The sequence below is a fragment of the Streptomyces sp. NPDC079020 genome, assembly GCF_044542225.1.
Lineage (GTDB): Bacteria > Actinomycetota > Actinomycetes > Streptomycetales > Streptomycetaceae > Streptomyces.
Genome location: NZ_JBITUB010000004.1, coordinates 471,783 through 497,660, shown reverse-complemented (window position 1 = coordinate 497,660; position 25,878 = coordinate 471,783). Strand labels below are relative to the sequence as shown.

Genomic DNA, 25,878 nt, shown 5'->3' with positions numbered 1-25,878 from the left:
CCGGGAACACCACTGGCCACACGCCTGGGTTTCTGATGGCCACCAGCCTGGGCCTCCAACGGCCACCCACCTGGGCATCTCAATGACCGTTGACAGTAGAGAATCTTCCAGTTCGCCGCAACGTCGTAGACCACCTCTTCGGCAACCCTCAATTCGTCGCAGCCGTAGTTGCCCGGGACGTCGTCATCGCCGAAACGTTCACGGATCAGCGGTCCGACCTGGTCCGTCAGGGGTGCCGCGTCGGGGTCGAGGTTCACCCAGACGCAGCCGAGCCATTCGGTGACGCCGGCGGTGAAGAGGTGCCGCTCCTTCGTCTCGGGCGGAAGGTCACGCATGAAAGGGGCTGCCGTGAGGTGGCCGTCAAGACTGAAGGTCCATCCATGATAGGGACAGCGGATGGAACCGCCGAAGTTCCCCTTTTCCTCCAGGCAGAGCCGGGCACCTCGATGGCGGCACAGGTTGATCAGGGCGCGGATCTCACCGGCGGCCTTGCGTACGAGGAGGACACTCTCTCTTCCTACATTCACACGTACGAATGAGCCGACTTCGGCGATCTCCGAGGACCGCGCCACACACTGCCAGGAACGCTCAAATATGCGCTCCTGCTCCAGGGTGAAGTGTTCCTCACTGGTGTAGTACGCCGGTGGCCAGTTGACGGTCACTCCTGAACTCCCCTTCGATTCGAAACCGAGTCGAGTCGCGCAACGCGAGCCGGGGCTTCACTCTCGAATCCGGGCCGGACAGCGACGAGGACCCGCCCTGGACCCGGACCCGTCCCGGACCGCCACCGGACCTGGCCAGGGCCGGACCCGCCCCGGACCGGCCCCGGTAGCGGCGCCCGCGGCCGCCGATCCGCCAACACCCCACCCTCCGGGCGGCGATACGCCCGGAGCGGCCCGTGACCACCGCATGGTGCGGCCCGTGACCCCGCCGCACGGCCCGTGACCACCATGCGGCCCGTAACCGCCGTGCGGACCGTGACCACCGCGTGGCCTGTTACAACCGTTCGGCGCCGTCGTGAGTCTGGTTCGTCGGCCAGTAGCTATCTGGCCTGGACACGTCATTCGGACAGAGCTCTCTCTCACCGCAAAGGAACGCTCACCGATGCTTGCAAGGCACCTCTTGCGCACCGCGGCCGCCTCACTGACGCTCGCCGCCACTCTGCTCACCGCCGGCGGCGCCCAGGCGACCGGGACGGCGCCCGGCTGGGAGGTCTCGCTCTCCGGGGACAGCCCGGCCGAGTCGCTGATGTCCGTGTCCTCCGTCGATGAGGATCTGGCCTGGGCCGTCGGCCGGAAGGGGCCGGCCGGCGTCATCATGCGCTGGGACGGGGAGAACTGGAGCGAGGACACCGCCCCCGGGCTTCCCGACGTCTGGCAGTGGTCGGCGGTCAGCGCCGTCGCCGCCGACGACGTCTGGGCCTACGGAACGGTGAAGAGGGATCAGGCGCTCGTCCACTACGACGGCGAGCGCTGGACCACCGTTCCCACGACCGGCCCCGCCGACGACTCATGGCCGGAGGTCCCGATCGACGCCGTTCCCGGCCGGCTGTTCAAGGGCGGCAATGCCCTCTACACGTACGCCGACGGCGTCTGGCAGACCTTCGCGCTGCCGCACCTCGTCGACATCCGGGACATCGACGCCCTGTCCGCGGACGACGCCTACGCGACCGGTATGCGGTACCCGGTGGACGGCGGCCACCCGGTGACGTACCACTGGGACGGGACGACCTGGACCCTGATGGACCAGCCCCCGGTCCCCGCCGGTACGGACACCGCGAAGATCACCGCGGCGGCCCCGGACAGTGTGTACGTGGCCGGATGGGCCGACACCCCCGACGGCGGCCCGCCCGCCCCCGGCGTCGCGCACTGGAACGGCACGGTGTGGCAGGACGTCACCGGATCGCTCGCCGACCTCTACCTCCACGCGATCAGCTCCGACGGCCGCGGCGGTCTGTGGGTCACCGGCAACGACAAGACCGATCCGGTCGCCGCCGGACCGGTCTTCTGGCACTACGACGGCACCACCTGGACCAAGGAAGCCGGAGCTTCGGCACCCGACGGCGACACCCGGTGGCCGTCCTACTCCTTCTACGACCTGGCTCCGGCCGGCCCCGACGGTGGGTTCTGGGCCGTCGGCGACTACTCCATGCCCATGGACACCCACGGGGACCAGCAGATCAACGGACTGATCGAACGGTCCGCGGCAGTTCCCCCGACGCCGACGGCCCGCCACTAGAACCCGGAACCCGGCTCCGGAGGACGTAGGGCCTGGGCCTCTCCGGCCTCGGCAGCACAGGCGGCGCCGCGGAGGACGTAGGGCCTGGGCCTCTCCGGCCTCGGCAGCACAGGCGGCGCCCTCTCCCACCACGGGAGAGGGCGCCGTTCCGTGATCCGGGCCGGGAAACGCGAACCGTACCGGCCGTGGCTGAGCCCCCGCCCCTGCGCCGCTGCGAGTTCGTGTTCGTGTTCATGTTCATGTTCATGTTCGATCAACGAATGAGCGTGCCCTCCGCGTCATGCCTGTATGGCTCAACTACGTCTGGATCCAGACTCATTGACTGGGTTTCGGACAACGATCGACGTGTCACGCCCCGGCAGACAACCCCGGGGGCCGTACCGCATCTCTCACAGTCGGGAGACAGTTTTCGCGGCCGGGCACCGGTGCGGCGCTGTCCGTCCACGTCCCATCAGGCACTCGGAAGTACGAGGAATGATGACCAGATCCCACCAGGCCCGCATGTCGCGTTCGGCGATCGCCGCCGCCGCGGCCATCGCCGTCACCGCGGGCGTCGTCGCCGCCGCACCTGACGCCAAGAAGGCCGAGCCGACGCCGAAGCTCAGCCTGATCGCCGCTTCCACTTCCGTGACCCTCGACTCGTGGAAAGAGGACCCCGGCGTCTACCTGGACCTCGGCACGTACGTCACCGCCGAGAACGGTCCCCTCGAACTCAGGGTGAACCGTAAGTCCTACAGCGACCCGATCATCGCGAAGCAGATCATCCGGGACGCGAAGGGCAAGCAGACAGGGACCAAGACCCTGCCCAAGCGGCTGCTGAAGGACTTCGCCGGGCTGCCCGACTTCGCGAAGATCACCGTCAAGGACGCGGCCGGGAAGACCGTGCTGGACAAGACCGAGGCGTTCTGTCCGAACAACGCGTCCGGCCGTATCCACCCCGAGGCGCCGGCCAATTCGAAGTATCCCCAGAGCTGCCCGGTGAACCCGTTCACCCTCGGCTCGGTCTGGGGTGTGGAGAACGGCTGGGCGTCCAACACCTACGCGGGCTACTACTCCACGCCGGTCGCGCTGCCCGCCGGGAAGTACACCGCCAAGGTGTCCGTGACGAAGGCCTACCGCGACCTGTTCGGCATGGCGGACAAGCCCCAGACCGTCAAGGTGACTGTGCGCGAGCGCAGTTGGGAGGAGGGCGAGGGCGTCTCGGGCGCCTCCACGAAGTCCGGGCACGACATGTCGAAGATGTCCGGGCACGACATGTCCGGGCACAGCATGCCGGGACACGGTGCGATGCGTTCGCCCGCACCGGCAGCCGCGACCAGCGGTGCCGGTCCCTCGTACAACGTGGGTCACGGGCCCTACGCGCCCGCGCCGCCCGCCCTGCCCTGGGCGCTCAAGAAGGCCGCCCTCAAGTCGGCGCAGGCGGGCGACGGGCCGGGCCGGACCGACGGGTCCCGCAAGGCGCCCGCCGTGCAGCCCAACGCCAAGCGTCCGACCGGCAAGGCGAGTGTTCCCGACGTTCCCAAGCCGGACCTCCGGTCGCTGCCCGCCTACGGCATCACCGTCAGCGACGGGTACGAGGAGGTCCCGGGCAAGGACTACCTGGCCTTCAGCGCCAATGTGTGGAACGCCGGTCCGGCCAAGCTCGTCGTGGACGGCTTCCGCTCTCCGGGCAAGGAGCTGATGGACGCGTACCAGTACTTCTACGACGCCAACGGCAAGCAGGTCGGCTACACCCCGACCGGCACCATGGAGTGGGACCCGCGCCCCGGTCACGAGCACTGGCACTTCACCGACTTCGCCAGCTACCGGCTGCTGAAGGCAGACAAGAAGGAGACCGTGCGCAGCGGCAAGGAGGCCTTCTGCCTGGCCAACACCGACGCGGTCGACTACACGGTGAAGAACGCCAACTGGCACCCGGACAACACCGACCTGTCCACCGCGTGCGGCCAGGAGAACTCGGTCTCCGTCCGTGAGGTGCTCGACGTCGGTTCCGGTGACACCTACACCCAGGACCTCCCCGGCCAGTCCTTCGACATCACCGGTCTGGCGAACGGCACCTACTACATCCAGGTGCTCGCCAACCCGGAGAAGCGGCTCAAGGAGACCGACCTCACCAACAACAGCGCCCTGCGCAAGGTCGTCCTGGGCGGCAAGCCCGGCGCCCGTACGGTGACCGTTCCCGCGCACGAGCGGGTGGACGCCAACTGATGACCGCCCGCCACCGCGGCGGGCAGTGAGCAGCAGGGGACGGCCCCCGGGGACCATGGGTACCATGGGTTTCCGGGGGCCGTACTCATGCCCCGTACGGGCGGGCCCGGTACGCCGTGCCCCGGTCCCGGTCCCGGTCCCGGTACCCAGTGCTCCGTCCCCCGCGTTCCGTCACCCGCGCCCGGTGCTCCGTCCTCCCGTGTCCCGCGTCCCGCGTGCCGTTTCCGTGCCCGGTGCTCCGTCCCTCGTTCCCCGCGTGTTCCGCGCCCCGCTCAGTCCGGGTGGCGCTCAGTCCGGGTGGCGCTTCGTGATCCTGCCCTGCGCGTCCGCCTCCAGCGACGCCTCGGCACCCCTGCCCGTCGCCGATACCCGGATGGTCAGGTCCCGGTCCCCCGAGGCCGGTTCGACGTCGGTGCGCCAGGTCCCGGGGTCGCGCACGCCCAGAGTGTTCCGGGCCTCGCGCACCAGGCCGGGGAAAAGTTCGTACGGGAGCGTACGCAGGTCGATGGCGTGCATTCCGTCCTGCGGCCCGCCGGCCTCACCGCTCACCGCCATGCGGCGCTCGTCGATGGAGAGTTCGGCCACCGTCGGCGTGCCCACCCGCCCCGCCAGCGATTCGGCGGTGTCACGCATCCGGCCGATGTCCAGCATCGAAGACGTGGGCCCCGACACCGTCGTGGACGACGAGAAGGTCGTGGAGGACGACGACTTCCGGCCTGCCGGGTCGCCGTCGGCGAACAGCTCGCCGCGGAGCAGCAGCACGACGGCCGCCGCGCCGATCAGAAGCCCCACGAGCCCGCCGTAGCCGCCCGCCCGGCTCCCGGCCGGAGCGGCCGCCCGGCTGGACTCCGGTGCCGGGTCCGCCCTCTCCGTCTCCGCCCGCCGCGCCCACTCCGGCGTCGGCGGGGTGACGATCTCGACCTCCCACGGCTCGTCGGGGCAGTACTCGACCACCGTCATGCCCCGCGGCCGGTAGGTGGGGAGGTCGACCAGGTTGACGTGCTGGCTGAGCGTGACCCGGTACGCGGCACGGTCGTCCGGGAGCACCGTCAGATCGAACCTGACCAGTACGTCCGCCGTCTCGCCCCCGACGGCGCGCAGGTCCTCGATCAGCGCGAGTGCCGTGCGGGTGACCGGCTTCCCCCTCCTGGCCTTCATCCAGCTGTCCACGATCAGCAGCACCGCGACGGTGAGCACCTGGAGCCCGGCCCCCAGCAACAGGAGGGGCACCCGATCCAGGACGACCCCGGAGACCATGCCCGCCAGTGCGGCACCGGTCGCCCCTCCGGCCAGGAATCCGCGGATCAGGGCTATCGGCCCCGTGGTCTCTTGCAGCCCGGAATCAGTCGTCCCCATGGACGTGATTGTGCCGTGCGGGGAGGGGCACCACCGATGGTTCGCCCGACTCCGTTGCGACAGTCCCGCCTCCGCACCCGATCACTCCGGACCTCCGCACCCCGATCCCCCGGACCTCCGCACCCGATCCCTCCGGACCTCCGCACCGGATCACCCCGTTCCCGCACCCGATCACCCCGGACCCCTGTACCGGAGTGATCCGGATTCCCGTGCCCGCTCACCCCGGACCCCTGTACCGGAGTGATCCGGATTCCCGTGCCCGCTCACTCGTTGTGCAGCACCTTCGCGATGGTGAGCCGGGCCGCCGCGCGGGCCGGGACCGCGGCTCCCAGCACCGCGATCAGCACCCCCGACAGAGCGAGCGGGGTGAGCAGCGGGGCGTGCCAGACATCCGTCATGAAGGCCGGGAGTTCGATGTCCGCCGCACTGGTCATGGCCGGGAGGATCGTCTCGTACGCCGCCATCCCCAGTGGGACGCCGATCAGGCCGCCGACCGCGCCGAGGGCCGCCATCGAGGTCACCACCATCACGGTCACCTGGCGCGGTGTCATCCCGACGGACTTGAGCGTGCCCAGATCCCGGCGGCGCTCACGGGTGTTGAGGACCACGGTGTTGAAGACGCCCAGGGCGGCGACCGTGCCGAGGAGCAGGGTGAGGGCCGATACGACACCGATGATGGTGACGGCGTTGGTGTTGACGCCCGACCGGGGCGCGGGCCGTAGACCCGGATCCGCCTTCCTGACCGCCCTGTTGTAGTCGGCGCTCTCCGTGCCCTCGGCGAGCCGGATCTGGTACTGGTTCGCCTTACGGCCGGGATCCAGCGCGGTCAGCGTCGCCCAGGTGGACTGGAGCCGGTCGGACATGCCGTCCATGGTCTGCCCGACGATCGTCGCCGACGCCCTTCTCCCCTCCAGAACGAGCGTGACGCGGTCCCCCACCGCCAGTCCGCGTTTCCGCAGGAACGCCGTCGGGGCGACCACCTCCCCCGGTTCCTCCAGCCAGCGGCCCCGGACGACGGTCTCGCCCACGGTCGGGTGGTCGCCGCGCAGGAATTCGCAGGTCACGGTCTCCGCGTAGCCGGTCAGGCCGACATCGGCGAACGCGCCCGCCGTCACATGGACCGCGCCCGGCAGCTTCCTCAGCATCGCCTCCGTACCGGCGTCGTCCTGCTTCGGCTCCCGCTCCCCGAACCTGGCCTGGCCCGCGAAGACCGTGGTGTCCACGTACCCGGTCCGCTGGAACGCCTTCCCGTACTCCGTCATCGTGCTGGACAGACCGGTCGCGAGCGTCACGGTCGTCACCCCGAGGATGACGGCGGACAGGGTCAGCGCGGTGCGGCCCGGCCGGGCGAACGGCAGGCCCAGTCCCAGGCTGACCGGGCGCGGCAGCCCCGTACCGGCGAGCCGGCGCTGCACGCGCAGCCCCCGGCCGGCGGCGGGTGCGCTGCCCGCGCTGATCGCCCTGGCCGCCGACAGCCGGTGCGCGCGCAGCGCGGGCACGAACGCGGCGAGGCCGACGAGCAGGGGCATGCCGAACAGGGTCGCGGCGTACACCCAGAGGCCGACGCCCACCTCCAGGTCCACCGTTCCGATGCCCATGAACACGTTCTTCAGCAGGGGCCTGGCCACCACGGCGCCCGCCGCGGTACCGAGGGCGGCACCGGCCACCCCGGGGACGAGGACCATCGTCAGGTGGACGGCGACCACCTGGTTCGGGGTGAAGCCCAGGGCCTTGAGGACGCCGATGTGCCGGACCCCGGCGACGACCGTGCCGCTCACCACATTGGCGACGATCAGTACGGAGACGACCAGGCCGAGCAGCCCGAACGCCAGCAGGAACGGGACGTACGCCGCCGCCACCCTGCCCACGTCCCGCTTGATGGCGAGGTACGGCTGCGAGGCCAGCAGCGAGCCCGGGGGCAGGTCCGCCGTCGTGGCGGCCATCGCCGCGTCGAGGCCGTCCCGGGTGGCGGCCTCCCCGTCCGCGAAGCGGTAGAGCATCTGCGTGGCGGTCGGGTGCAGCGCCGCCATCTGGTCCGACGTCACCCATCCCTGGGCGGTACGGCTCAGGCTCCCGGCCCAGCCCACGACCGTGAGCTCCGGGCCGCCGGGAACGGCGATCGTCGTGCCGAGCTTCCGGTCGGCCCCCGCCACCTGGAGGACGATCTCCCCCGGACGCTCCGCCCAGCGGCCGGCCACCACCTTCACCCGGTCCACCGGACCCGCCGGTGAGTCCCTGCCGACGACGGTGACCGGGCCGATGAGCGAGTGCGGGCCCACGCCGGGCGCGGACTCGGGGACGGTGATGACGGTCTGTCCGAAGGGGCCCGCGGCAGCCCGCACACCCGGCTCGCCGGCGGTCCGGGCGAGCTCCTCGTCGGAGACCCGGGAACGGTCGTACGAGGCGACGGCGTGCGCACCGCGCTGCGCGGCGAAGGCCCGGTCGAACGGTGCCGAGGCGGCTTCCAGCAGGCCGAGCGCGACCACGAAGGAGATGGCGCAGGAGAAGACGACGAGGCCGATGACCACGGTCTGGAGTCTGCGCCGGCGCACGGCCCCACGCGCGGCCCGCCACACGGCGCTCACGCGGTCCGCCCCGGGGACAGGGCGCGGGCCGCCCCACTGGTACCAGGCACGGCGTACGCCCCATCCGTACGGGCCGAGTGGCCGGCACGGGCCGAGTGGCCGGCACGGGCCGTGTGGGTCCCGCTGTTCGTATCAGTAGCCATGGACGGAAGCCTCCCCCGGTGCCCGGCGCCGGGCATCCCTCCCCGGAGGTAATCCGCAGCTCCCGTCATCCCGGCGATGTACGGGGCTGGACCCGGGGGTTGATGCGCGGCGCGGGGGTGTCTGGAAGGCTTCGGTCCGTGGAGGCATCCGGAACGGCCTGGCCGATCGTCGCCCTGGCCGTGGTGTGTGCCGCCGCCGGGTGGCTCGCCGCAGCCCTCGTACGGGAGAGGCGTCTGCGGCGCAGGGCCCTGGAGGACCGGGGCCGACTGCTGGAACGGGAGCGCGAGAGTGCCGCCGAGGTCGCCGTCGATGCCGAACGGGCCCGTATCGCACGGGAGTTGCACGACATCGTCAGCCACAGCGTGAGCCTGATGGTCGTCCAGGCCGGGGCCGCCCGTGAGGTGATGGCCACCATGCCGGACGAGGCGGAGGCGGCCCTCCGGGCCGTCGAGGGGGCCGGGCGCGGGGCGATGACCGAACTGCGCCATCTGCTCGGGGTGCTGGCACCGTCCCAGAACGGGGACGGAACGGCGGACAGCGGCGTGCACGGCGGGCTGGACGGTACGGCGGACGGCGGCGTGGACGGCGGGGCGGCGCTGGCGCCGCAGCCGACGATGGACCGCCTCGACGCGCTGATCGACCGGTTCGCGTTCGCCGGGCTGCCCGTGGAGGTGCGGATCACCGGGGAGCCCCGCCCGCTGCCGGCCGGGATCGACGTGACCGCGTACCGGATCGTGCAGGAGGCCCTCACCAACGCGCTGAAGCACGGCGCGGGCGAGAAGGCGGAGGTGACGGTGCGCTACGCGGAGCGCAGTCTGCGGGTGGAGGTGCTCAACAGCGGTCCGAGCGTGCTGAGCAGGGGGCCGAACGTGCTGAACGACGGGCTCTACACACTGGCCGGCGATCTGCCCACCCGGCGCGCCCCCGACCCGTCCGGCACCCGACGCGCCCCCGACCCGTCCGGCACCCGGCGCGCCCCCGATCCATCCGGCGCCCGGCGCGCCCTCGATGCCTCCGGCGCCCGGGACGGCACCGGTCGTGGGCTGCTCGGGCTGCGGGAGCGGGTCGCCGTCTACGGCGGTGATCTGGATGCCCGCCGACGTCTCGGCGGGGGCTACCGGGTCCGTGCCCGCATCCCCCTGGACAGCCCGTGACGAACCCCGGAACGGCAGCGGGCACGGGCCCCGGGGCGAGCGCCGGGCCGCCGCCTCCCCGTGTCCTCATCGCCGACGACCAGGCTCTCGTACGGACCGGATTCCGGCTCATCCTCACCATGCGCGGCATCGACGTGGTCGGGGAGGCCGCCGACGGGGCCGAAGCGGTCGAGGCGGCGCGTCTGCTGCGGCCGGACGTCGTGCTGATGGACATCCGGATGCCGGTCATGGACGGTCTGGAGGCCACCCGCCGCGTCCTGGCGCAGAATCCCCGGTGCCGGGTGCTCATCCTCACGACGTTCGACCTGGACCGCTATGTGTACGGTGCCCTGTCCCTCGGGGCGAGCGGCTTCCTGCTGAAGGACGTCACACCCGAGCATCTCGCCGCCGCCGTACGCCTGGTCGACACCGGCGACGCCCTCCTCGCCCCGTCGATCACCCGGCGCCTGGTGGAGAGGTACGCCGCCGGGGGCGGGTCGCCGGGGAGGCCGGGCGGCCCCGCCGTCCCGGCCGTCCACCGCGACCTCACCGCGCTCACCCCCCGGGAGCGGGAAGTGCTCACGCTCATGGGACGCGGGCTGTCCAACGCCGAGCTGGCGGGCGGGCTGACGCTCAGCGAAGCCACCGTGAAGACGCATGTCGCCCGCATCTTCGCCAAGCTCGGCCTGCGCGACCGCGCCCAGGCCGTGGTGCTCGCCTACGAGACGGGGCTGGTCTCGGCGGGCGACTCCCTCATGTAGCCGGGGAAACCACCCGCCGAGAGCCACCCTGCCAGCCCTCGGTCAGTCCTCGGTTCAGCCCTGGGTCCATCCCTCGGTCCAGCCCTCGGTTCCGCCCTCGGTTCCGCCCTCGCTCAACCCCCGACCAGTCCCGGCAGCCCCCTCGCCCCCTCGCCCCCGGTCAGTCCTCGCCCTCCAGGTTGCCTTCCGTCTCCAGGAAGACCTGGCGCAGCGCTTCGAGCACCGCCGGGTCGGGCTTGGCCCACATCCCGCGCGACTCGGCCTCCAGGAGCCGTTCCGCGATGCCGTGCAGGGCCCACGGGTTGGCCTGCTGGAGGAACTCGCGGTTCGTCGGGTCCAGGACGTACGTCTCGGTGAGCTTGTCGTACATCCAGTCGGCGACCACGCCCGTCGTCGCGTCGTACCCGAAGAGGTAGTCGACGGTCGCGGCCAGCTCGAAGGCACCCTTGTAACCGTGGCGGCGCATCGCCTCGATCCACTTGGGGTTCACGACCCGGGCGCGGAAGACGCGGGACGTCTCCTCGACCAGGGTGCGGGTGCGGACGGTCTCGGGGCGGGTGGAGTCCCCGATGTACGCGGCCGGGGCGGTGCCCTTCAGCGCGCGCACGGTGGCGACCATGCCGCCGTGGTACTGGAAGTAGTCGTCGGAGTCCGCGATGTCGTGCTCGCGGGTGTCGGTGTTCTTCGCCGCGACCTCGATCCGCTTGTACGCGGTCTCCATCTCCTCGCGGGCCGGCCGGCCGTCGAGCTCGCGGCCGTAGGCGTAGCCGCCCCACACCGTGTAGACCTCCGCGAGGTCGGCGTCGGTGCGCCAGTCCCGGGAGTCGATGAGCTGGAGCAGGCCCGCGCCGTACGTACCGGGGCGGGAGCCGAAGATACGGGTGGTAGCGCGGCGTTCGTCGCCGTGCTCGGCCAGGTCCGCCTGGGTGTGGGCACGTACGTGGTTGTGCTCGGCCGGCTCGTCGAGCGAGGCGGCGAGCCGTACGGCGTCGTCCAGCAGACCGATGGTGTGCGGGAACGCGTCGCGGAAGAAGCCGGAGATGCGGAGCGTGACATCGATGCGGGGGCGGCCCAGTTCCTCGTACGGGATCGCCTCCAGGCCCGTCACACGGCGCGAGGCGTCGTCCCAGACGGGGCGGACGCCGAGCAGCGCGAACGCCTCGGCGATGTCGTCGCCCGCCGTGCGCATCGCGCTGGTGCCCCACAGGGACAGGCCGACCGAGGTGGGCCAGTCCCCGTTGTCGGTGCGGTAGCGCTCCAGGAGCGAGTCGGCGAGGGCCTGTCCGGTCTCCCAGGCGAGCTTGGAGGGGACGGCCTTCGGGTCGACCGAGTAGAAGTTGCGGCCGGTCGGCAGCACGTTGACCAGACCGCGCAGCGGGGAACCGGACGGGCCCGCCGGGACGAAGCCGCCGTTCAGCGCGTGGACGGCGTGGGCGAGTTCGTCGGTCGTCGCGGCGAGGCGCGGCACGACCTCGTGCGCGGCGAAGCCGAGGATGTCGGCGACGGCGGCGGGGTGTCCGGCGGCCACCGCCTCGACGGCGGACGGGTCCCAGTCCGCGTCCTCCATCGCCTGGACCAGGGCGCGGGCCTGCTCCTCGATGTCGTCGGCGGCGGTGCGGGTGGCGGCGGACTCGTCCAGACCGAGGGCCTCGCGCAGACCGGGCAGGGACGCCGTTCCGCCCCAGATCTGACGGGCGCGCAGGATCGCCAGGACCAGGTTGACGCGGTCCGGACCGGCCGGGGCGGTGCCCAGGACGTGCAGACCGTCGCGGATCTGGACGTCCTTGATCTCACAGAGCCAGCCGTCGAGATGCATGATGAAGTCGTCGAAGCCCTCGTCCTCGGGGCGGTCCTCCAGCCCCAGGTCGTGGTCGAGCTTCGCCGCCTGGATCAGGGTCCAGATCTGGGCGCGGATCGCCGGGAGCTTCGCCGGGTCCATCGCGGCGATCTGGGCGTGCTCGTCGAGGAGCTGTTCCAGCCGGGCGATGTCGCCGTAGCTGTCCGCGCGGGCCATCGGCGGTACGAGGTGGTCGACCAGGGTGGCGTGGACGCGGCGCTTGGCCTGCGTACCCTCGCCCGGGTCGTTGACCAGGAACGGGTAGACGAGCGGGACGTCACCCAAGGCCGCGTCCGGGCCGCAGGACGCGGACAGGCCCGCGTTCTTGCCGGGCAGCCACTCCAGGTTGCCGTGCTTGCCGAGGTGGATCATCGCGTCGGCACCGAACCCGTTGTCGTCGGCGGACGCGGCGATCCATCGGTACGCGGCCAAGTAGTGGTGCGAGGGCGGCAGATCGGGGTCGTGGTAGATCGCGATCGGGTTCTCGCCGAAGCCGCGCGGCGGCTGGATGAGGATGAGCAGATTGCCGCGCCGCAGGGCCGCGAGCACGATGTCGCCCTCGGGGTTCACGGACCGGTCCACGAACATCTCGCCGGGCGCCGGGCCCCAGTGCCGCTCGACGGCCTCGCGCAGATCGGCGGGGAGCGTGGCGAACCAGCGGCGGTAGTCGGCCGCCGGGATACGCACGGGGTTGCGTGCCAGCTGGTCCTCGGTCAGCCACTCCTGGTCGTGGCCGCCCGCCTCGATCAGGGCGTAGATCAGCTCGTCACCGTCGCCGGAGACGAGGCCGGGGATCGCGTCCTCGGCACCGAAGTCGTACCCCTCGGCACGGAGCCGGCGCAGCAGCGCGACGGCGCTGGCCGGGGTGTCGAGACCGACGGCGTTGCCGATGCGGGAGTGCTTGGTGGGGTACGCGGACAGCACGAGCGCGATCCGCTTCTCCGCGTTCGGGATGTGGCGGAGCCTGGCGTGCCGTACGGCGATCCCGGCGACCCGGGCGGCGCGCTCGGGGTCGGCGACGTACGCGGGCAGACCGTCCTCGTCGATCTCCTTGAAGGAGAACGGCACGGTGATCAGGCGGCCGTCGAACTCCGGCACCGCGATCTGGGTGGCGGCGTCCAGCGGGGAGACGCCCTCGTCGTTCTCCTCCCAGGCGGCCCGGGGGCTGGTGAGGCAGAGCGCCTGGAGAACCGGCACATCGAGACCGGTCAGCGCGCCCGCGTCCCAGGACTCGTCGTCGCCGCCCGCCGACGCCTCGGCGGGACGGGTGCCACCCGCCGCGAGGACGGTGGTCACGATGGCGTCGGCGGCGCGGAGTTCGTCGATCAGCTCGGACTCCGGGGTACGCAGCGAGGCCACGTACAGCGGGAGGGGGCGAGCCCCCGCGTCCTCCACGGCCGTGCACAGCGCGTCGACGAACGCGGTGTTCCCGCTCATGTGGTGGGCGCGGTAGTACAGCACGGCGACGGTGGGCGCCGACGCGTCGGTCTCCCGGGCCGTCCGCTCCAGCGGGCCCCACGCGGGGGCCGGGGCGGGCGGCTCGAAGCCGTGGCCGGTGAGCAGCACGGTGTCGGACAGGAAGCGGGCCAGCTGGCCGAGGTTGGCGGGGCCGCCGTGCGCCAGGTACGCGTGTGCCTCGGCGGCGATGCCGATGGGAACGGTGGACGCGGCCATCAGCTGGGCGTCCGGGGCCTGCTCGCCGGTCAGCACCACGACCGGGAGGCCCGCGGCCAGCAGCTGGTCCAGGCCTTCCTGCCAGGCGCGTACGCCGCCGAGGAGACGTACGACGACGAGGTCCACGCCGTCCAGGAGCTGCGGAAGGCCGTCCAGCGGGAGCCGGGAGGGGTTGGCGTAGCGGTAGCTGACCGGGCCGTCGGAGGCGCGGGCGCTCAGCAGGTCGGTGTCGGACGTCGACAGGAGCAGGATCATGCTGCGTCAGGCCTTCCTCGGGGTGTCCACGCCCCGGGCGGTGTCGAAGGGGGTTCCCCTGTGCTCAGGCGGACCGGATCGGTCCGAGAGCGTGGGGAAGGGAGTTCCTGACTCGCCCGGCCGGTGTGTCGGCCGGGCTCACAGTGGCGGGACCGCGCCGGAATCTCACCGGGCTTCCTCCCCTGTCGCCGTCTGGCGATGACGGACCGTATGGCCCGCCGCCTGCATCCTAAGCGGGTGGGGTGCCGCAGTGGGTGGGCGCGGGTGCGGAAGGTTGGCGCTGCCCGTGGTGGAGGGCCGGTGCGGGAAGCCGGCGGGCTCGGGTGGGTGGCCGGAGTTGAGGGACGGCAGGGGTCGGAGCCCCGGGCCTGCGGCTGGCCCGCGCTGCCCGCCCTGCCCGCGCGGGGGCCGGAGTTGCCGGTCACGGGGAGGCCTGGGTGGGCCGGAACTGTCGGTCACACCGCGCATGGAGTCGGCCGGAACTGTCGGTCACACCGCGCATGGAGTCGGCCGGAACTGTCGGTCGCACCGCGCCTGGAGTCGGCCGGAGTTGTAGGTCACAGGGAGCGGGGGTTGGGCGGTCGGTATGCTCGCCGCCATGTCCGATTCCGCCCTCTCGCCCCGGTCCACGGGTGCCTCCGCCGTCCCGAGCGGTGGCGATGCCTGCCCGGGAACGCTGAGGCTCCACCGGGCGGACGACGGTGCGCTGGCGCGGGTCCGGGTGCCCGGTGGAGTGCTGACCGCCGACCGGGCCGAGGCCCTGCTGACGGTGGCCGGGCGGCTCGGCGACGGTGACCTCCATCTCACCTCACGGGGCAACGTCCAGCTGCGTGGGCTGGCTCCCGGCTGCGGGGCGGAGCTGGCCCGGTCGCTGGGCGACGCCGGGCTGCTGCCCTCCGAAGCGCACGAGCGGGTGCGCAACATCGTCGCCTCGCCGCTCTCGGGGATCGACGACAGCGGGCTCCCGGACATCCGTTCCTGGCTGACCGGGCTGGACGCGCTGCTCTGCGGGAGCGAGCGGGCGACGGGGCTCTCGGGCCGTTTCCTGTTCGCCCTCGACGACGGCCGCGGCGATGTGGACGCCCTCGGCGCCGATGTGACCCTGATCGCGGACGGTGCGGGCGCGCTGCTGCGGGTCGGGGGCGACGACGCGGTGTTCCGGCTGCCCGCCTCCGACGGTCCCCGCGCCGCGCTCCTCGCCGCCGAGGTGTTCCTCGGCCTGGCCCGGGAGACCGGTGCCTGGCGGGTGAAGGACCTGCCCGACGGTGCCCGCGCCGCGCTGCCGGACGAGGTCGCGCGACGGGTCCGCCCGCAGGGCCCGGCCGTCCACCGCGAACGCCCGCGCGCCGCTCGTCCCCCGGCCCCGGGTGCGGTGGCCGGGCCGCACGGCCGCGCCGCGCTCAGTACCGGCGTACCGCTCGGGCGGCTCGGCCCGGCGCAGTGGCGGCTCCTCACCGGGATCTCCCGGGACCGGGGCTCCGGCGAACTGCGGCTCACCCCGTGGCGCGGAGTGGTCGTCCCCGGGCTCCCCTCGCGGGATGCCCCGCAGGCGCTCCGTACCCTCGCCGGCGCCGGGCTGATCACCGGGCCCGACTCCCCCTGGACCGGCGTGGGGGCCTGCATCGGGCACCCGGGCTGCGCGAAGTCGCTGGCCGATGTGCGGGCCGAGGCGGGGGCCGCCCTCGGACCGCTCGGGCGGCTGCCTGTGTACTGGTCCGGGTGCGAACGCCGGTGCGGCCATCCGCACGGGGAGTGGATCGACGTGGTGGCCACCGCGGACGGGCACCGGATCTCGCACGTACGGGGGGACCGACGCGGGGCTCCGGTGACGGTCCGGGACGATCCGGCCGCGCTCGCCGCCGCGGTCGCCGAAGCCCGTGCCTGACCGGTACCGGCACAGGTACACGTACCTGTGCGCATACAGACGTTTCCGTTAGCCGTTCCCGTTATCCGTTCCCGTTATCCGTCCCGTGGATGAAGAAGAAAGCGACAGCACTGTGCATCAGTACGAGAAGGACGGACCGGCGATCTACCGCCAGTCCTTCGCCACCATCCGCGCGGAGGCGGATCTGGCCGGTCTGCCCGCCGATGTGAGCCAGGTAGCCGTCCGGATGATCCACGCCTGCGGCATGGTCGACCTCGTACGCGATCTCGCTTTCTCCCCGGACGCCGTGGCCCACGCCCGTACGGCGCTGCGCGCCGGCGCGCCCATCCTGTGCGACGTGGCCATGGTCGCCAGTGGGGTCACCCGCAAGCGGCTCCCGGCGGACAACGACGTGGTGTGCACCCTGTCCGACCCGGCGGTGCCGGAGCTCGCGGCGAAGATGGGCACCACGCGCAGCGCGGCGGCCCTGGAGCTGTGGCGCGACCGGATGGAGGGTGCCGTCGTGGCCGTGGGCAACGCGCCCACCGCCCTCTTCCGGCTGCTGGAGATGATCGAGGAGGGCGCCCCGCGCCCCGCCGCCGTCATCGGGGTCCCGGTCGGCTTCATCGGTGCCGCCGAGTCGAAGGAGGCCCTGGCCGCCCACCCGTCCGGCCTGGAGCACCTGATCGTGCGCGGCCGCCGCGGCGGCAGCGCGATAGCGGCGGCAGCGATCAACGCGATCGCCAGCGAGGAAGAGTAGTGAGCGAGAGCGTGAGCAAGGCCGGGGCGGACAGCGCGAGCAGGACCGGGGCGAGCAGGACCGGGGCGAGCAGGACCGGGGCGAGCAGGACCGGGGCGAGCAGCGCGAGCGAGCCCGCAGCAGGCGGGGCGGGCAAGCTCTACGGCGTGGGGCTCGGTCCCGGCGACCCGTCCCTGATGACCGTACGGGCCGTCCAGGTCATCGGCGAGGCCGATGTCGTGGCGTACCACAGCGCCCGGCACGGCCGTTCCATCGCCCGTTCCATCGCGGCCGGGCACCTGCGCGCCGACCACATCGAGGAGGCGCTGGTCTACCCCGTCACGACGGAGACCACGGACCACCCGGGCGGCTACCGGGGCGCCCTGGAGGAGTTCTACGCCGAGGCCGCGGCCCGGCTCGCGGTGCACCTGGACGCCGGGCGCACCGTCGCCGTGCTCGCCGAGGGCGACCCGCTCTTCTACGGCTCGTACATGCACATGCACAAGCGGCTCGCGGACCGGTACGACACCGAGGTCATCCCCGGCGTCACCTCGGTCAGCGCCGCGGCGGCCCGGCTCGGCACCCCGCTCGTCGAGGGCGAGGAGATCCTGACGATCCTGCCCGGCACGCTGCCCGAGGAGGAGCTGACGGCCCGCCTGGCGGCCACGGACTCCGCGGTGGTGATGAAGCTGGGCCGTACGTTCCCGGCGGTGCGCCGTGCGTTCGAGGGGTCGGGGCGGCTGCCCGAGGCCCGGTACGTGGAGCGCGCCACGATGGCCGGGGAGCGCACCGGCGACCTGGCGGACGTGGAGGCCGGTTCCGTCCCGTACTTCGCGGTCGCCGTGCTGCCGAGCCGGATCGACGCGCCCCGCCCCGAGCGGGCGCCGGGCGCGGGCGAGGTGGTCGTGGTCGGCACCGGACCCGCCGGGCCGCTGTGGCTGACGCCCGAGACTCGCGGGGCGCTGGCCGCCGCCGACGACGTGGTCGGGTACACGACGTATCTGGACCGGGTGCCGGTACGGCCGGGCCAGGCACGCCACGGCTCCGACAACAAGGTCGAGTCCGAGCGCGCCGAGTTCGCCCTCGACCTGGCCCGGCGCGGGCGGCGGGTGGCCGTGGTGTCGGGCGGCGACCCCGGGGTCTTCGCCATGGCGACGGCCGTACTGGAGGTGGCCTCGCAGGACGCCTACGCGGACATCGCGGTACGGGTCCTGCCGGGGGTGACCGCGGCCAACGCGGCCGCCGCCCGCGCGGGCGCCCCGCTCGGCCACGACTACGCCACGATCTCGCTGTCCGACCGGCTCAAGCCGTGGGAGGTCATCGCGGAGCGGCTGCGCGCGGCGGCGACGGCGGACCTGGTGATGGCCCTGTACAACCCCGGTTCGAAGAGCCGGACCTGGCAGGTCGGCAAGGCGCGCGACCTGCTGCTCGAACACCGCTCGCCGGACACGCCCGTGGTGCTCGGCCGGGACGTCGGCGGGCCGGCCGAGAGCGTGCGTACGGTGCGGCTCGCCGATCTCGACCCGGCGGAGGTCGACATGCGGACCATCCTGATCGTGGGCTCGTCGCAGACGCGGTGGGTGCGGCGGGGCGGCGACGGGCAGCAGATCGTGTGGACGCCGAGGCGGTACCCGGAGGCCCAGGAAGCCCCGGAGGTCCCGGAGGCCTAGGAGGTCCCGGAGGCCCAGGAGGCCCAGGAGGCCTAGGAGGTCCCGGGTCTGCCCACACCGCGCAGCCATGCCTCGGCCTCCTCCGGAGTGGCGGCCACCGGGACCCCCTCGGGGACGGGTGGCCGCCGGACCACGATCACCGGGATACCGGCCTCGCGGGCGGCGGTCAGCTTCGGGGCGGTCGCGTCGCCGCCGCTGTCCTTGGTGACGAGGACGTCGAGGCGGTGGCGGCGGATCAGCTCCCGTTCCCCGTCCAGGGTGAACGGCCCCCGGTCGAGCAGCACCTCCATCCGGGGCGGGCAGGGCCCTTCCGGGGCGTCCACCGAGCGCATGAGGAACCACAGCGCGTCCAGCCCGGCGAACGCCGCGAGCCCCATCCGGCCGGTCGTGAGGAACACCCGCTCCCCCAGCGCGGGCAGCAGCTCCGCCGCCTCCTCCAGCGACCCGGCCGGGTGCCACCGGTCGCCGTCACCGGGCACCCAGCCCGGCCGGCGCAGCGCCAGCAGGGGAACATGGGCCATGGCGGCCGCCGCGGCCGCGTGGAAACTGATCGTCCCGGCGAAAGGATGGGTGGCGTCGATGAGCGCATCCACCTCGTGCTCCCGCAGCCATGCGGCGAGCCCGTCCGTGCCGCCGAAGCCGCCGACGCGGACCTCGCCCGGCGGCAGCCTCGGCCCGGCCACCCGCCCGGCGAGCGAACTGGTCACCCGGATGTCCCCGCCCGCGTCCTTGTGCTCCGCCAGGGACTCGGCGAGGCGACGGGCCTCCGTCGTCCCGCCGAGGACGAGTACATGCATCACCACGGTCCCTCTCCATGAGCAGCGAGGCCCCCATGAGCGGTGAGCCGCGGAGCAGCGAGCCGCAGGGCGGGCGCAGCGCCCAACTCAAGCACACCGGTCTGCGGCCGGGATGGACCACCGGGGCCTGTGCGACGGCGGCGACGACGGCCGCGTACACGGCACTGCTGACCGGCACCTTTCCCGACCCGGTGACCATCACCCTGCCCAGGGGGCAGACGCCCGCGTTCGCGCTGGCGGTGGAGGAGCTGTCGGACGGGCCGGAGCAGGCCGCCATGGCGGGGGTGGTGAAGGACGCGGGCGACGACCCGGACGTGACGCACGGGGCGCTGGTACGGGCCACGGTACGGAAGCTGCCGCCCGGGTCCGGGGTGGTGTTCCGGGCGGGGCCCGGCGTGGGCACGGTCACGCTGCCCGGACTGCCGCTCGCGGTCGGGGAGCCCGCGGTGAATCCCGTACCCCGGCAGCTGATGCGCGAACACGTCGCCCGGGTGGCGGCGGAGCACGGCGGCACGGGGGATGTGGAGATCACCGTCTCCGTGGACCACGGCGAGGAGATCGCCCGTTCCACGTGGAACGGGCGGCTCGGCATCCTGGGAGGCCTCTCGATCCTCGGCACAACCGGCGTCGTGGTGCCGTACTCCTGCTCGGCCTGGATCGACTCGATCCGGCGCGGGGTCGACGTGGCGCTCGCCGCCGGGCTCACGCATGTGGCGGGCTGCACCGGTTCCACCTCGGAGAAGACCGTGGTGGCCGAGTACGGGCTGCCGGAGATCGCCCTGCTGGACATGGGGGACTTCGCGGGCGCCGTGCTGAAGTACGTGCGCAGGCATCCGGTCGCACGGCTCACGATCTGCGGCGGGTTCGCCAAGCTGTCGAAGCTCGCGGCCGGACATCTGGACCTGCACTCCGCCCGCTCCCAGGTCGACAAGGGGTTCCTCGCCGAACTGGCCCGCCACGGCGGCGCGGACGAGTCCCTGGCGGCGGAGGTCGCCGTCGCCAACACGGGACTGGCGGCACTCCGCCTGTGCGAGGCGGCGGGCGTCCCGCTCGGCGACCTGGTGGCAGCCCGCGCCCGCGACGAGGCCCTCGCGGTGCTGCGGGGCGCGCCGGTCGCGGTCGACGTGATCTGCATCGACCGGGCGGGAACGGTGGTGGGGCGGGCGTAGGCCCCTCACGTGCTGAAGGTGGCCCCGGTCACGTGCTGAAGGTGGCCCCGGAGGCGGCAGCGGCGAGCCGCGCCCGCCACCCGCCCTGGTCCTGCCCGGCGTCCACGGCCGCCGCCGCGTCCCCCGCGAGGTCGACGCCGAGGTCGGCGGCCCTTCTGGCGGCCCAGTGCGCCCAGGCGGCGGCCTGTTGGCACTCCGGGCACTCGGTCTCGCCCGCCATGGACCGGAAGACGTGCTCGGGCCCGGGTCCCCGGCAGGTGATCAACGGGGGAACGTACCGGGGAGCGGCGGGCCGAGGGAGCGAGGCCTCGGGACACGCGGCACCCGTAGCCCCAGCGGCACCTGCGGCACCTGCGGCACCTGCGGCTCCCGCTGGGACGGCAGGGACGGCAGGGACGGCAGGGACGGCAGGAGCGTGGCGCTCCCCCTCGGGCAGCTTCTGCACCAGCCGGTGCCGGAGGAACCCCACGGCGGACCGGACCCCGCCGGGTGGCAGATCACTGGTCAGTACGCGCCTGAGCTCACCGCCGGAGATCCCGCGCCGCAGCCACTCGACGGCCTGCCCGACGAGAGCACGGGCCTCGGCGACACCGAGGTGCAGATCGCGATGGGAATGCCGCAACGACAACAACACCCCCTCCGCCTCCGCTTCTTCGGGCAGCGGGCTGTGAGCACCGCTTTCCGCGTCGGCCGCTTCGGTGGGTGGGTGGGATGTGTTCTTCTCCCGTTCTTCGTCTACCGGTAGTTGATGGCCGGTTGTCCGAGGGGTCGGTTGGCCGACGGTCGGAAACTGCGTACTCGGAGGCATCCCGACGTCGACACCCGCCTCCCACCACACGGCGAGGGCATCCGCGTCGGTCAACGGCACGTTGGAGAAGAGCTGATGAGTGATCCACAGCCCCCGCTCTCCGGTGACCCGCCGCTCATGAACGAACCCGAGGCCGACGAGCTGTTCCTTGGCCCTCTGGAACGCGCGCCCCTTGAGACCCATCTTCCGCGCGTGCTCGCTGAGCGGCAGATGCGTCCGGTCGTCGGGGAGCCCCTGGATGTACAGGAGAAGGATCTTCGCGTCGCTGCAAAGACCCGGATGACGCACGATGTCGTGCGAAGCCTTCGTATAGCGCCGAACCGGCGCGGTAGCATGCCAAAGCATCCTGGTGGACTCGATTTCCACTCGTGGGTGAAGGCCTCCGGACCGGTGCTGCTAACACCACCGGGGGCCGCCCATGTGCGCGTACGCACAGAGGGTGATGATGCGATCACGGTACCGCAGCCGGGGGCACGTTGCGGACAATCCGCTCAACACCCCACGGCTGCGCGCCTGTCACAGGAAATATCCACCTGCCCTGCGGCAGCGGACACCCAGAGCTGTTGAGCACGCGGGACTTGGGTCAGCCCGTCCATAGCGTGAGCCTTGGATGGACATCGCGCCTACTGCGCTTACCGTGAGGCGCCATCAGGCCGGTTGTCCTCTTCGCGTTCCCTTTGCGTTCCCTCGGAAGGGCGCGAGCCTTCGGTCGCGGGGTCCTATTACTGCCGACGCGGGTACCGTAAATGAACGGATGCGTTGACGAACGGGAGTTGAGTCGAGCATGGCGCAGTGGGACGACTACAGCACAGGTACCCGTATCAAGCTGCTGCGCGGCAAGGTTACGCAGCAGAACCTCGCCGATCTCACTGGGTTGTCGATCGGGGTGATCCAGAAAGCGGAGCAGGATCAGCGCATGTCCCTGCGGACGTTACTGAAGATCGCGGATGCGCTCGGCACCGACATCTCAGTGATCCATGGTCAGCAAGCTCCTCACCGGACGCAGAGCCGGGACGACCGCACCGCGTTGCAGAGCCTGTCCCGCGCAGTTCACGACACGTCCGCAGGCTTTCTTCCGAATGACATCGAGCCTCCGACGCTCGCGGAACTCGGCGACTTCACCCGCCGGGTGTGGAGGCTGTACTGGAAAGGCCACTACAGCGAAGCCGCAGGCATTGCCGCCCCATTTCTGGCCGAGGCCGCCGCGCGGCTGCGTGAGCAGCCCGATGGTGAGCAGGCGGAAGCGTGGGAGGTGCTTTCGGATGCGTACCGCATCGGCGCGTACTGCGCGAACCTGATGGGTGCTCGTGACCTTGCCTACTCGGCGATCGGTCACGCGCGAAGCGCCGCCGAACGGGCAGCGAGCCCCATGCGGCTGGCGCTGGTCGACTCCGGGCGGTCCTGGATCTATCTACGTGACGCACGCCTGGATGATGCCTTGGCCCTGGCAGAGAAGGCGGCGCTCGACATCGAGCCCCGGTTCTCGCGGGCCACCCCGGACGAGCTGACCGTCTACGGATCGCACATCAACTTCGCCGCCGTCGTCGCGTCCCGGGCGGGGAACCAGGTGCGTGCTGAAGACTTTCTGTCTCAGTCGCATGCCACCGGGGCTCGTATGGGCGGTGAACACGGTTGCTACGGGACGCTGTTCGGTCCCGTGACTGCCACCACTCAAGCCGTGGGGATCAATGTGGCCCTGGGGGAGACCGGGAAAGCCCTGAAGCTCGCGGAGTCGATCAAGGACACTTCGCCGCTTCAGCACGCGGCCCGCAACCGGTACGCCATGGACAAGGCGCTGGCACAGGCTGACGCGAAGATGTGGGACGCGTCCCTGGACACCCTTGAACGGGCGCTGGTGGGTGCGCCGGAGTGGGCTCGGCACCAGGCATTGCCTGGAGTCATCGTGGAAAAGGTCGGGCGTGCCTCCACAGCCCGTCTGCGGCGGATCTCGAAGCTCATCGGCACGTCATCCTCATCCGGCGGTTTTAGTACCGCCACGCGGCGCACCGCTCTGTAGTCGCCCACGACGGGCGACTACGTACATCGCGGAAGCCAAAGGCAGCCCGTTACGGGCGAGTCGGGGTCCGACGGATTTCGCAAGTCGCCCATCTCGTGTCTTCAGTGGATACGCCGGTGAGGCCACAGTGTGGTCATGGCCCAGAAATCCGCAGATGCGATTGCACGGCGGGGCGCTTTGGACGCGGCCCGTGGCTCCCTCACCCGAGTGGGGGTCATCCTGTACGTATGTGTCCCCGAAAGCGTGGACCCGACCCAGCCTCTCAATGCTGTCCGGACGTACGCCTTTGCCCGAGACTTCAGGATCGTCGCAGAGTGCGTGGACACGGGCGGGCGCGAGCAGGAATTCGCGGCTCGGCCGGCGTGGGCGGACGCACGCGCGCACATCGCCGGGAGTGCCGCCCAAGGGCTGATTGTGAGCAGCACTGCCGAGGTCGCACTGACTGGCATGCAGTGGGCGGCCGCTGTGGCAGCCCTGAGACGTCCTGACCTTTTCGTTCAGTGTGCGGAGCACCCGGCAGCGATCGAGGGTGAGGAGTAGTGATCCTGCCCATGCTCCGGCCTCCCCTGGCCCGGCCCCGCCCTGACGAAAATGCCCCGCGCATGACGCAGGAGGACTCGGACCCTGCTGCGCAGCCCCATCGGTACGTGGCCGACGTGGTGAGGGACCCTCGGCACGTGCGTGAGCAGAGGCGCACGGTGACTGCTTTCCTCACACATCGGGCGGTCGCTCCTCAAGCGGTGGACAACGTCGTTCTGGTCGTCAGCGAGTTGCTGTCGAACGCGGTGCTGTACGGGGCGAATGATGCTGTCGGCCTGCACCTGGCCATCGACAGCGCGCTCGGTACGGTGCTCGTCGAGGTCAATGACCACACGCCCGGCCCGCGTGCTGATCCCTGCCTGCCCGGGGATGACCAGGAGAGCGGCCGCGGCCTGATTCTCGTTGACCGTCTCGCTGATGCCTGGGGCATGAGCAGCGACGGGGCCGTCACCTGGTGCACGGTGAGAATCGCCGCTGTGGGTGCCCGTTGATGCTGGCTCCGTCTGTCCTGCGCGGCGATGCCGTGGCTGGGCAGCTGGCCTTCGGTCCCGCTCAGCCTTGTCGCCGCCGTGGCTCACGGCGGCCTCACCGCCCCAGGGAGCCACCGACACTCTAGCCATGGCCCGCAGCCTCGTGTACGCGGCTCCGCTCGGCGCCCCTCGACATCACGGGCCCGCCTCCGCCGTACAGCACTGGCCGTGCTGGCGCTCCTCGACTTCCTGGAACCCGAGCCCGTCCCTTGAACTCCGGGCTTGTCCCGTTCCGTTGCTGTCCACGCCGGAACAGCCGTACACGGACGTCACCACTCGAAACTCGAAACGCGAACGGAGCCTTATGAGGCCGCATCCCATCAGCGTGATCACACCGCCCGCATGTCGCATCGGCGGGCTGGCCTGGATCCCCAACGAGCGCGGAGAGGTCTTGACCGTCTGCGCGAACTACGGTGCCAGGAAAGGCTTCCACCAGCTTCCGGGCGGTACTGCCGGAGAGCACCAGTCGAACCTGGCGGCCATGGTCACACACGTACAGCGGGAGACCGGTGTCGCCCCCGCGCCGCTCCGCCTGCTGGGAACGGACTGGGTACCGCACAACGCCGACGTGCCGGCGGCCATGGGACAGAACTTCGTCTACCTCTGCGCGGACATCCCCGCGAACTCCGACATCGTGCTCCCGACGGCGGCAGTCGCTGAGGAGGCCGAGCTTTCCGGTTACTTGTGGCAGACGCCCGAGACCGTGCGGAGCACCATGCGGCCATATCAGCTTCGGCGCTTTCTCGGCCTCTGGAGTGCCTGGCGGGACAACACGACCGTGACCCTGCACAGCGGTCGGGCCGCTCTGACCATGTCACGGGAGGCGTCGTGAGCTCTCCCGGAGCCCTCACCGACGAAGTCGATCCGGTGGGCGTGATGATGGGGCTGGAATCGGTGCTGAACGCCGCCGGGATCAAGCTTCCCGGACTTCGGCCCGACGCACGTGGGCTGGTGGAACTGGGCTCCGTCGTTCCCACCACGGCGACCGCGCTGACCCGTGAACTCCGCAGTGGCCTCACCAGGGAGTACGAGGCGACGCAAGCGGTCCGTCAGGCAGCGGCCGCAGCAGGGCTCAGGATGCAGCCGCCCATGGTCGTCCGGCGTCGCGTGCACCTCGGCGACATCGAACTGGACACGGCCGAGCGCCTCGAAGCTCTCCTGCGCCCGGAAGGTACGAGTCCGGCGGACGCTGCCGATGAGCCGGACCGGGCGGCGGACCCGGACCGGGTGGCGGAGCGTCTGATCTCGCGACTCCGGGAGGTGACGGACGGCGGCTTCCTCAACGCCACGTACTTCGGACGCTGCCCGCGCTGCGGAGGCCACGAACTCATCGAACTGGATTCGGTCACCCCGGACCAGGCACTCGCCTTCGCCCACGCTGTCGCCGAAGCGGCATCCGAAGCCGTGCCCGCGAACTGACCACACCGCCCGGCTGACCAGAGGGAGTCACAGCCCTTCTCGACGTCACCAACCGGGTGGCAAGGCAGCAGCTGTCGTTGCCGTGCTACCCGGCGATGGCCAACGACGACGTCATGCGGGTCGTGCGTGCGCTG

General features: G+C 71.8%; 18 protein-coding genes and 1 riboswitch. Of the genes, 12 read left to right on the top strand and 6 right to left on the bottom strand.

Features of this window, described 5'->3' with window-relative positions:
- A partial coding sequence (locus ACIGJO_RS11740) for an aromatic ring-hydroxylating dioxygenase subunit alpha (protein ID WP_399955637.1) occupies nt 1-662 on the bottom strand: 662 nt, incomplete at its 3' end.
- A gap of 442 nt (nt 663-1,104) precedes the next feature.
- On the opposite strand from ACIGJO_RS11740, the gene ACIGJO_RS11735 reads away from it, so the two are divergent.
- Both ACIGJO_RS11735 and ACIGJO_RS11730 read left to right on the top strand, forming a co-directional pair.
- A complete protein-coding gene (locus tag ACIGJO_RS11735) occupies nt 1,105-2,238 on the top strand; it encodes a hypothetical protein (protein WP_399955635.1) in 1,134 nt (377 codons plus the stop codon).
- Between the two features lie 474 nt (nt 2,239-2,712).
- A complete protein-coding gene (locus ACIGJO_RS11730) occupies nt 2,713-4,446 on the top strand; it encodes a lysyl oxidase family protein (protein ID WP_399955633.1) in 1,734 nt (577 codons plus the stop codon).
- A gap of 288 nt (nt 4,447-4,734) precedes the next feature.
- On the opposite strand, the gene ACIGJO_RS11725 is transcribed toward ACIGJO_RS11730, so the two are convergent.
- Entirely contained in the window at nt 4,735-5,802 is a 1,068-nt protein-coding gene (locus ACIGJO_RS11725; RefSeq protein ID WP_399955631.1) for a hypothetical protein, read from the bottom strand.
- Nucleotides 5,803-6,065: 263 nt separating this feature from the next.
- The gene (locus ACIGJO_RS11720; protein WP_399955628.1) at nt 6,066-8,387 is read right to left on the bottom strand and encodes an FtsX-like permease family protein; all 2,322 of its coding nucleotides are present in this window, start codon (nt 8,385-8,387) and stop codon (nt 6,066-6,068) included.
- A 281-nt stretch (nt 8,388-8,668) separates the two neighbouring features.
- Here ACIGJO_RS11720 and ACIGJO_RS11715 point away from each other — a divergent pair, with 281 nt between their 5' ends.
- The gene (locus ACIGJO_RS11715; RefSeq protein ID WP_399955625.1) at nt 8,669-9,685 is read left to right on the top strand and encodes a sensor histidine kinase; all 1,017 of its coding nucleotides are present in this window, start codon (nt 8,669-8,671) and stop codon (nt 9,683-9,685) included.
- Nucleotides 9,682-10,425, top strand: coding sequence for a response regulator (locus ACIGJO_RS11710; protein ID WP_399955621.1), 744 nt, complete (start codon nt 9,682-9,684; stop codon nt 10,423-10,425). Before ACIGJO_RS11715 ends, ACIGJO_RS11710 begins: the two co-directional genes overlap by 4 nt.
- Before the next feature lie 160 nt (nt 10,426-10,585).
- Here ACIGJO_RS11710 and cobN read toward each other — a convergent pair whose 3' ends face one another.
- Nucleotides 10,586-14,191: a cobaltochelatase subunit CobN gene (gene cobN / locus ACIGJO_RS11705; protein ID WP_399955618.1), complete on the bottom strand. Its 3,606-nt coding sequence runs from the start codon at nt 14,189-14,191 to the stop codon at nt 10,586-10,588.
- 101 nt (nt 14,192-14,292) lie between these two features.
- Nucleotides 14,293-14,371, bottom strand: a riboswitch (cobalamin riboswitch).
- Nucleotides 14,372-14,777: 406 nt separating this feature from the next.
- Here cobN and cobG point away from each other — a divergent pair.
- The 3 genes from cobG to cobJ all read left to right on the top strand — a co-directional run bounded on the left by cobG (nt 14,778) and on the right by cobJ (nt 18,464).
- Nucleotides 14,778-16,076: a precorrin-3B synthase gene (gene cobG / locus ACIGJO_RS11700; protein ID WP_399955615.1), complete on the top strand. Its 1,299-nt coding sequence runs from the start codon at nt 14,778-14,780 to the stop codon at nt 16,074-16,076.
- A 112-nt stretch (nt 16,077-16,188) separates the two neighbouring features.
- A complete protein-coding gene (locus ACIGJO_RS11695) occupies nt 16,189-16,815 on the top strand; it encodes a precorrin-8X methylmutase (protein WP_399955732.1) in 627 nt (208 codons plus the stop codon).
- 146 nt (nt 16,816-16,961) lie between these two features.
- On the top strand, nt 16,962-18,464 hold the full coding sequence (cobJ, locus tag ACIGJO_RS11690; protein WP_399955730.1) for a precorrin-3B C(17)-methyltransferase: 1,503 nt from the start codon (nt 16,962-16,964) through the stop codon (nt 18,462-18,464).
- A 32-nt stretch (nt 18,465-18,496) separates the two neighbouring features.
- On the opposite strand, the gene ACIGJO_RS11685 is transcribed toward cobJ, so the two are convergent.
- A complete protein-coding gene (locus ACIGJO_RS11685) occupies nt 18,497-19,261 on the bottom strand; it encodes a cobalt-precorrin-6A reductase (RefSeq protein WP_399955728.1) in 765 nt (254 codons plus the stop codon).
- A gap of 17 nt (nt 19,262-19,278) precedes the next feature.
- On the opposite strand from ACIGJO_RS11685, the gene ACIGJO_RS11680 reads away from it, so the two are divergent.
- The gene (locus ACIGJO_RS11680; RefSeq protein ID WP_399955612.1) at nt 19,279-20,430 is read left to right on the top strand and encodes a cobalt-precorrin-5B (C(1))-methyltransferase; all 1,152 of its coding nucleotides are present in this window, start codon (nt 19,279-19,281) and stop codon (nt 20,428-20,430) included.
- A 28-nt stretch (nt 20,431-20,458) separates the two neighbouring features.
- Here the strand turns inward: ACIGJO_RS11680 and ACIGJO_RS11675 are convergent, their stop codons facing one another.
- Nucleotides 20,459-21,583 (bottom strand): hypothetical protein, encoded by a 1,125-nt coding sequence (locus tag ACIGJO_RS11675; protein WP_399955609.1) that lies wholly within the window; start codon nt 21,581-21,583, stop codon nt 20,459-20,461.
- A gap of 439 nt (nt 21,584-22,022) precedes the next feature.
- Between ACIGJO_RS11675 and ACIGJO_RS11670 the strand changes: the two genes are divergently transcribed.
- The 4 genes from ACIGJO_RS11670 to ACIGJO_RS11655 all read left to right on the top strand — a co-directional run bounded on the left by ACIGJO_RS11670 (nt 22,023) and on the right by ACIGJO_RS11655 (nt 25,744).
- Nucleotides 22,023-23,255, top strand: coding sequence for a helix-turn-helix domain-containing protein (locus ACIGJO_RS11670; protein WP_399955605.1), 1,233 nt, complete (start codon nt 22,023-22,025; stop codon nt 23,253-23,255).
- A gap of 677 nt (nt 23,256-23,932) precedes the next feature.
- Complete coding sequence (locus ACIGJO_RS11665) at nt 23,933-24,286, top strand: ATP-binding protein (RefSeq protein WP_399955602.1); 354 nt, start codon at nt 23,933-23,935, stop codon at nt 24,284-24,286.
- A gap of 343 nt (nt 24,287-24,629) precedes the next feature.
- Nucleotides 24,630-25,157 carry an NUDIX domain-containing protein gene (locus tag ACIGJO_RS11660; RefSeq protein ID WP_399955599.1) on the top strand — a complete coding sequence of 176 codons (528 nt, stop codon included), beginning with the start codon at nt 24,630-24,632 and terminating at the stop codon, nt 25,155-25,157.
- On the top strand, nt 25,154-25,744 hold the full coding sequence (locus tag ACIGJO_RS11655; protein ID WP_399955596.1) for a hypothetical protein: 591 nt from the start codon (nt 25,154-25,156) through the stop codon (nt 25,742-25,744). The genes ACIGJO_RS11660 and ACIGJO_RS11655 overlap by 4 nt, the downstream gene beginning before the upstream one ends.
- Nucleotides 25,745-25,878: the final 134 nt, after the last annotated feature.

What these genes read in the sequence shown, in the direction of transcription:
- ACIGJO_RS11735 (WP_399955635.1), top strand. Translation starts at nt 1,105, where the DNA reads ATGCTTGCAAGGCACCTCTTGCGCACCGCGGCCGCCTCACTGACGCTC.
- ACIGJO_RS11730 (WP_399955633.1), top strand. Translation starts at nt 2,713, where the DNA reads ATGATGACCAGATCCCACCAGGCCCGCATGTCGCGTTCGGCGATCGCC.
- ACIGJO_RS11725 (WP_399955631.1), bottom strand. Translation starts at nt 5,802, where the DNA reads ATGGGGACGACTGATTCCGGGCTGCAAGAGACCACGGGGCCGATAGCC.
- cobN (WP_399955618.1), bottom strand. Translation starts at nt 14,191, where the DNA reads ATGATCCTGCTCCTGTCGACGTCCGACACCGACCTGCTGAGCGCCCGC.
- cobG (WP_399955615.1), top strand. Translation starts at nt 14,778, where the DNA reads ATGCTCGCCGCCATGTCCGATTCCGCCCTCTCGCCCCGGTCCACGGGT.
- ACIGJO_RS11685 (WP_399955728.1), bottom strand. Translation starts at nt 19,261, where the DNA reads ATGCATGTACTCGTCCTCGGCGGGACGACGGAGGCCCGTCGCCTCGCC.
- ACIGJO_RS11680 (WP_399955612.1), top strand. Translation starts at nt 19,279, where the DNA reads ATGAGCAGCGAGGCCCCCATGAGCGGTGAGCCGCGGAGCAGCGAGCCG.
- ACIGJO_RS11675 (WP_399955609.1), bottom strand. Translation starts at nt 21,583, where the DNA reads ATGCTTTGGCATGCTACCGCGCCGGTTCGGCGCTATACGAAGGCTTCG.
- ACIGJO_RS11670 (WP_399955605.1), top strand. Translation starts at nt 22,023, where the DNA reads ATGGCGCAGTGGGACGACTACAGCACAGGTACCCGTATCAAGCTGCTG.
- ACIGJO_RS11660 (WP_399955599.1), top strand. Translation starts at nt 24,630, where the DNA reads ATGAGGCCGCATCCCATCAGCGTGATCACACCGCCCGCATGTCGCATC.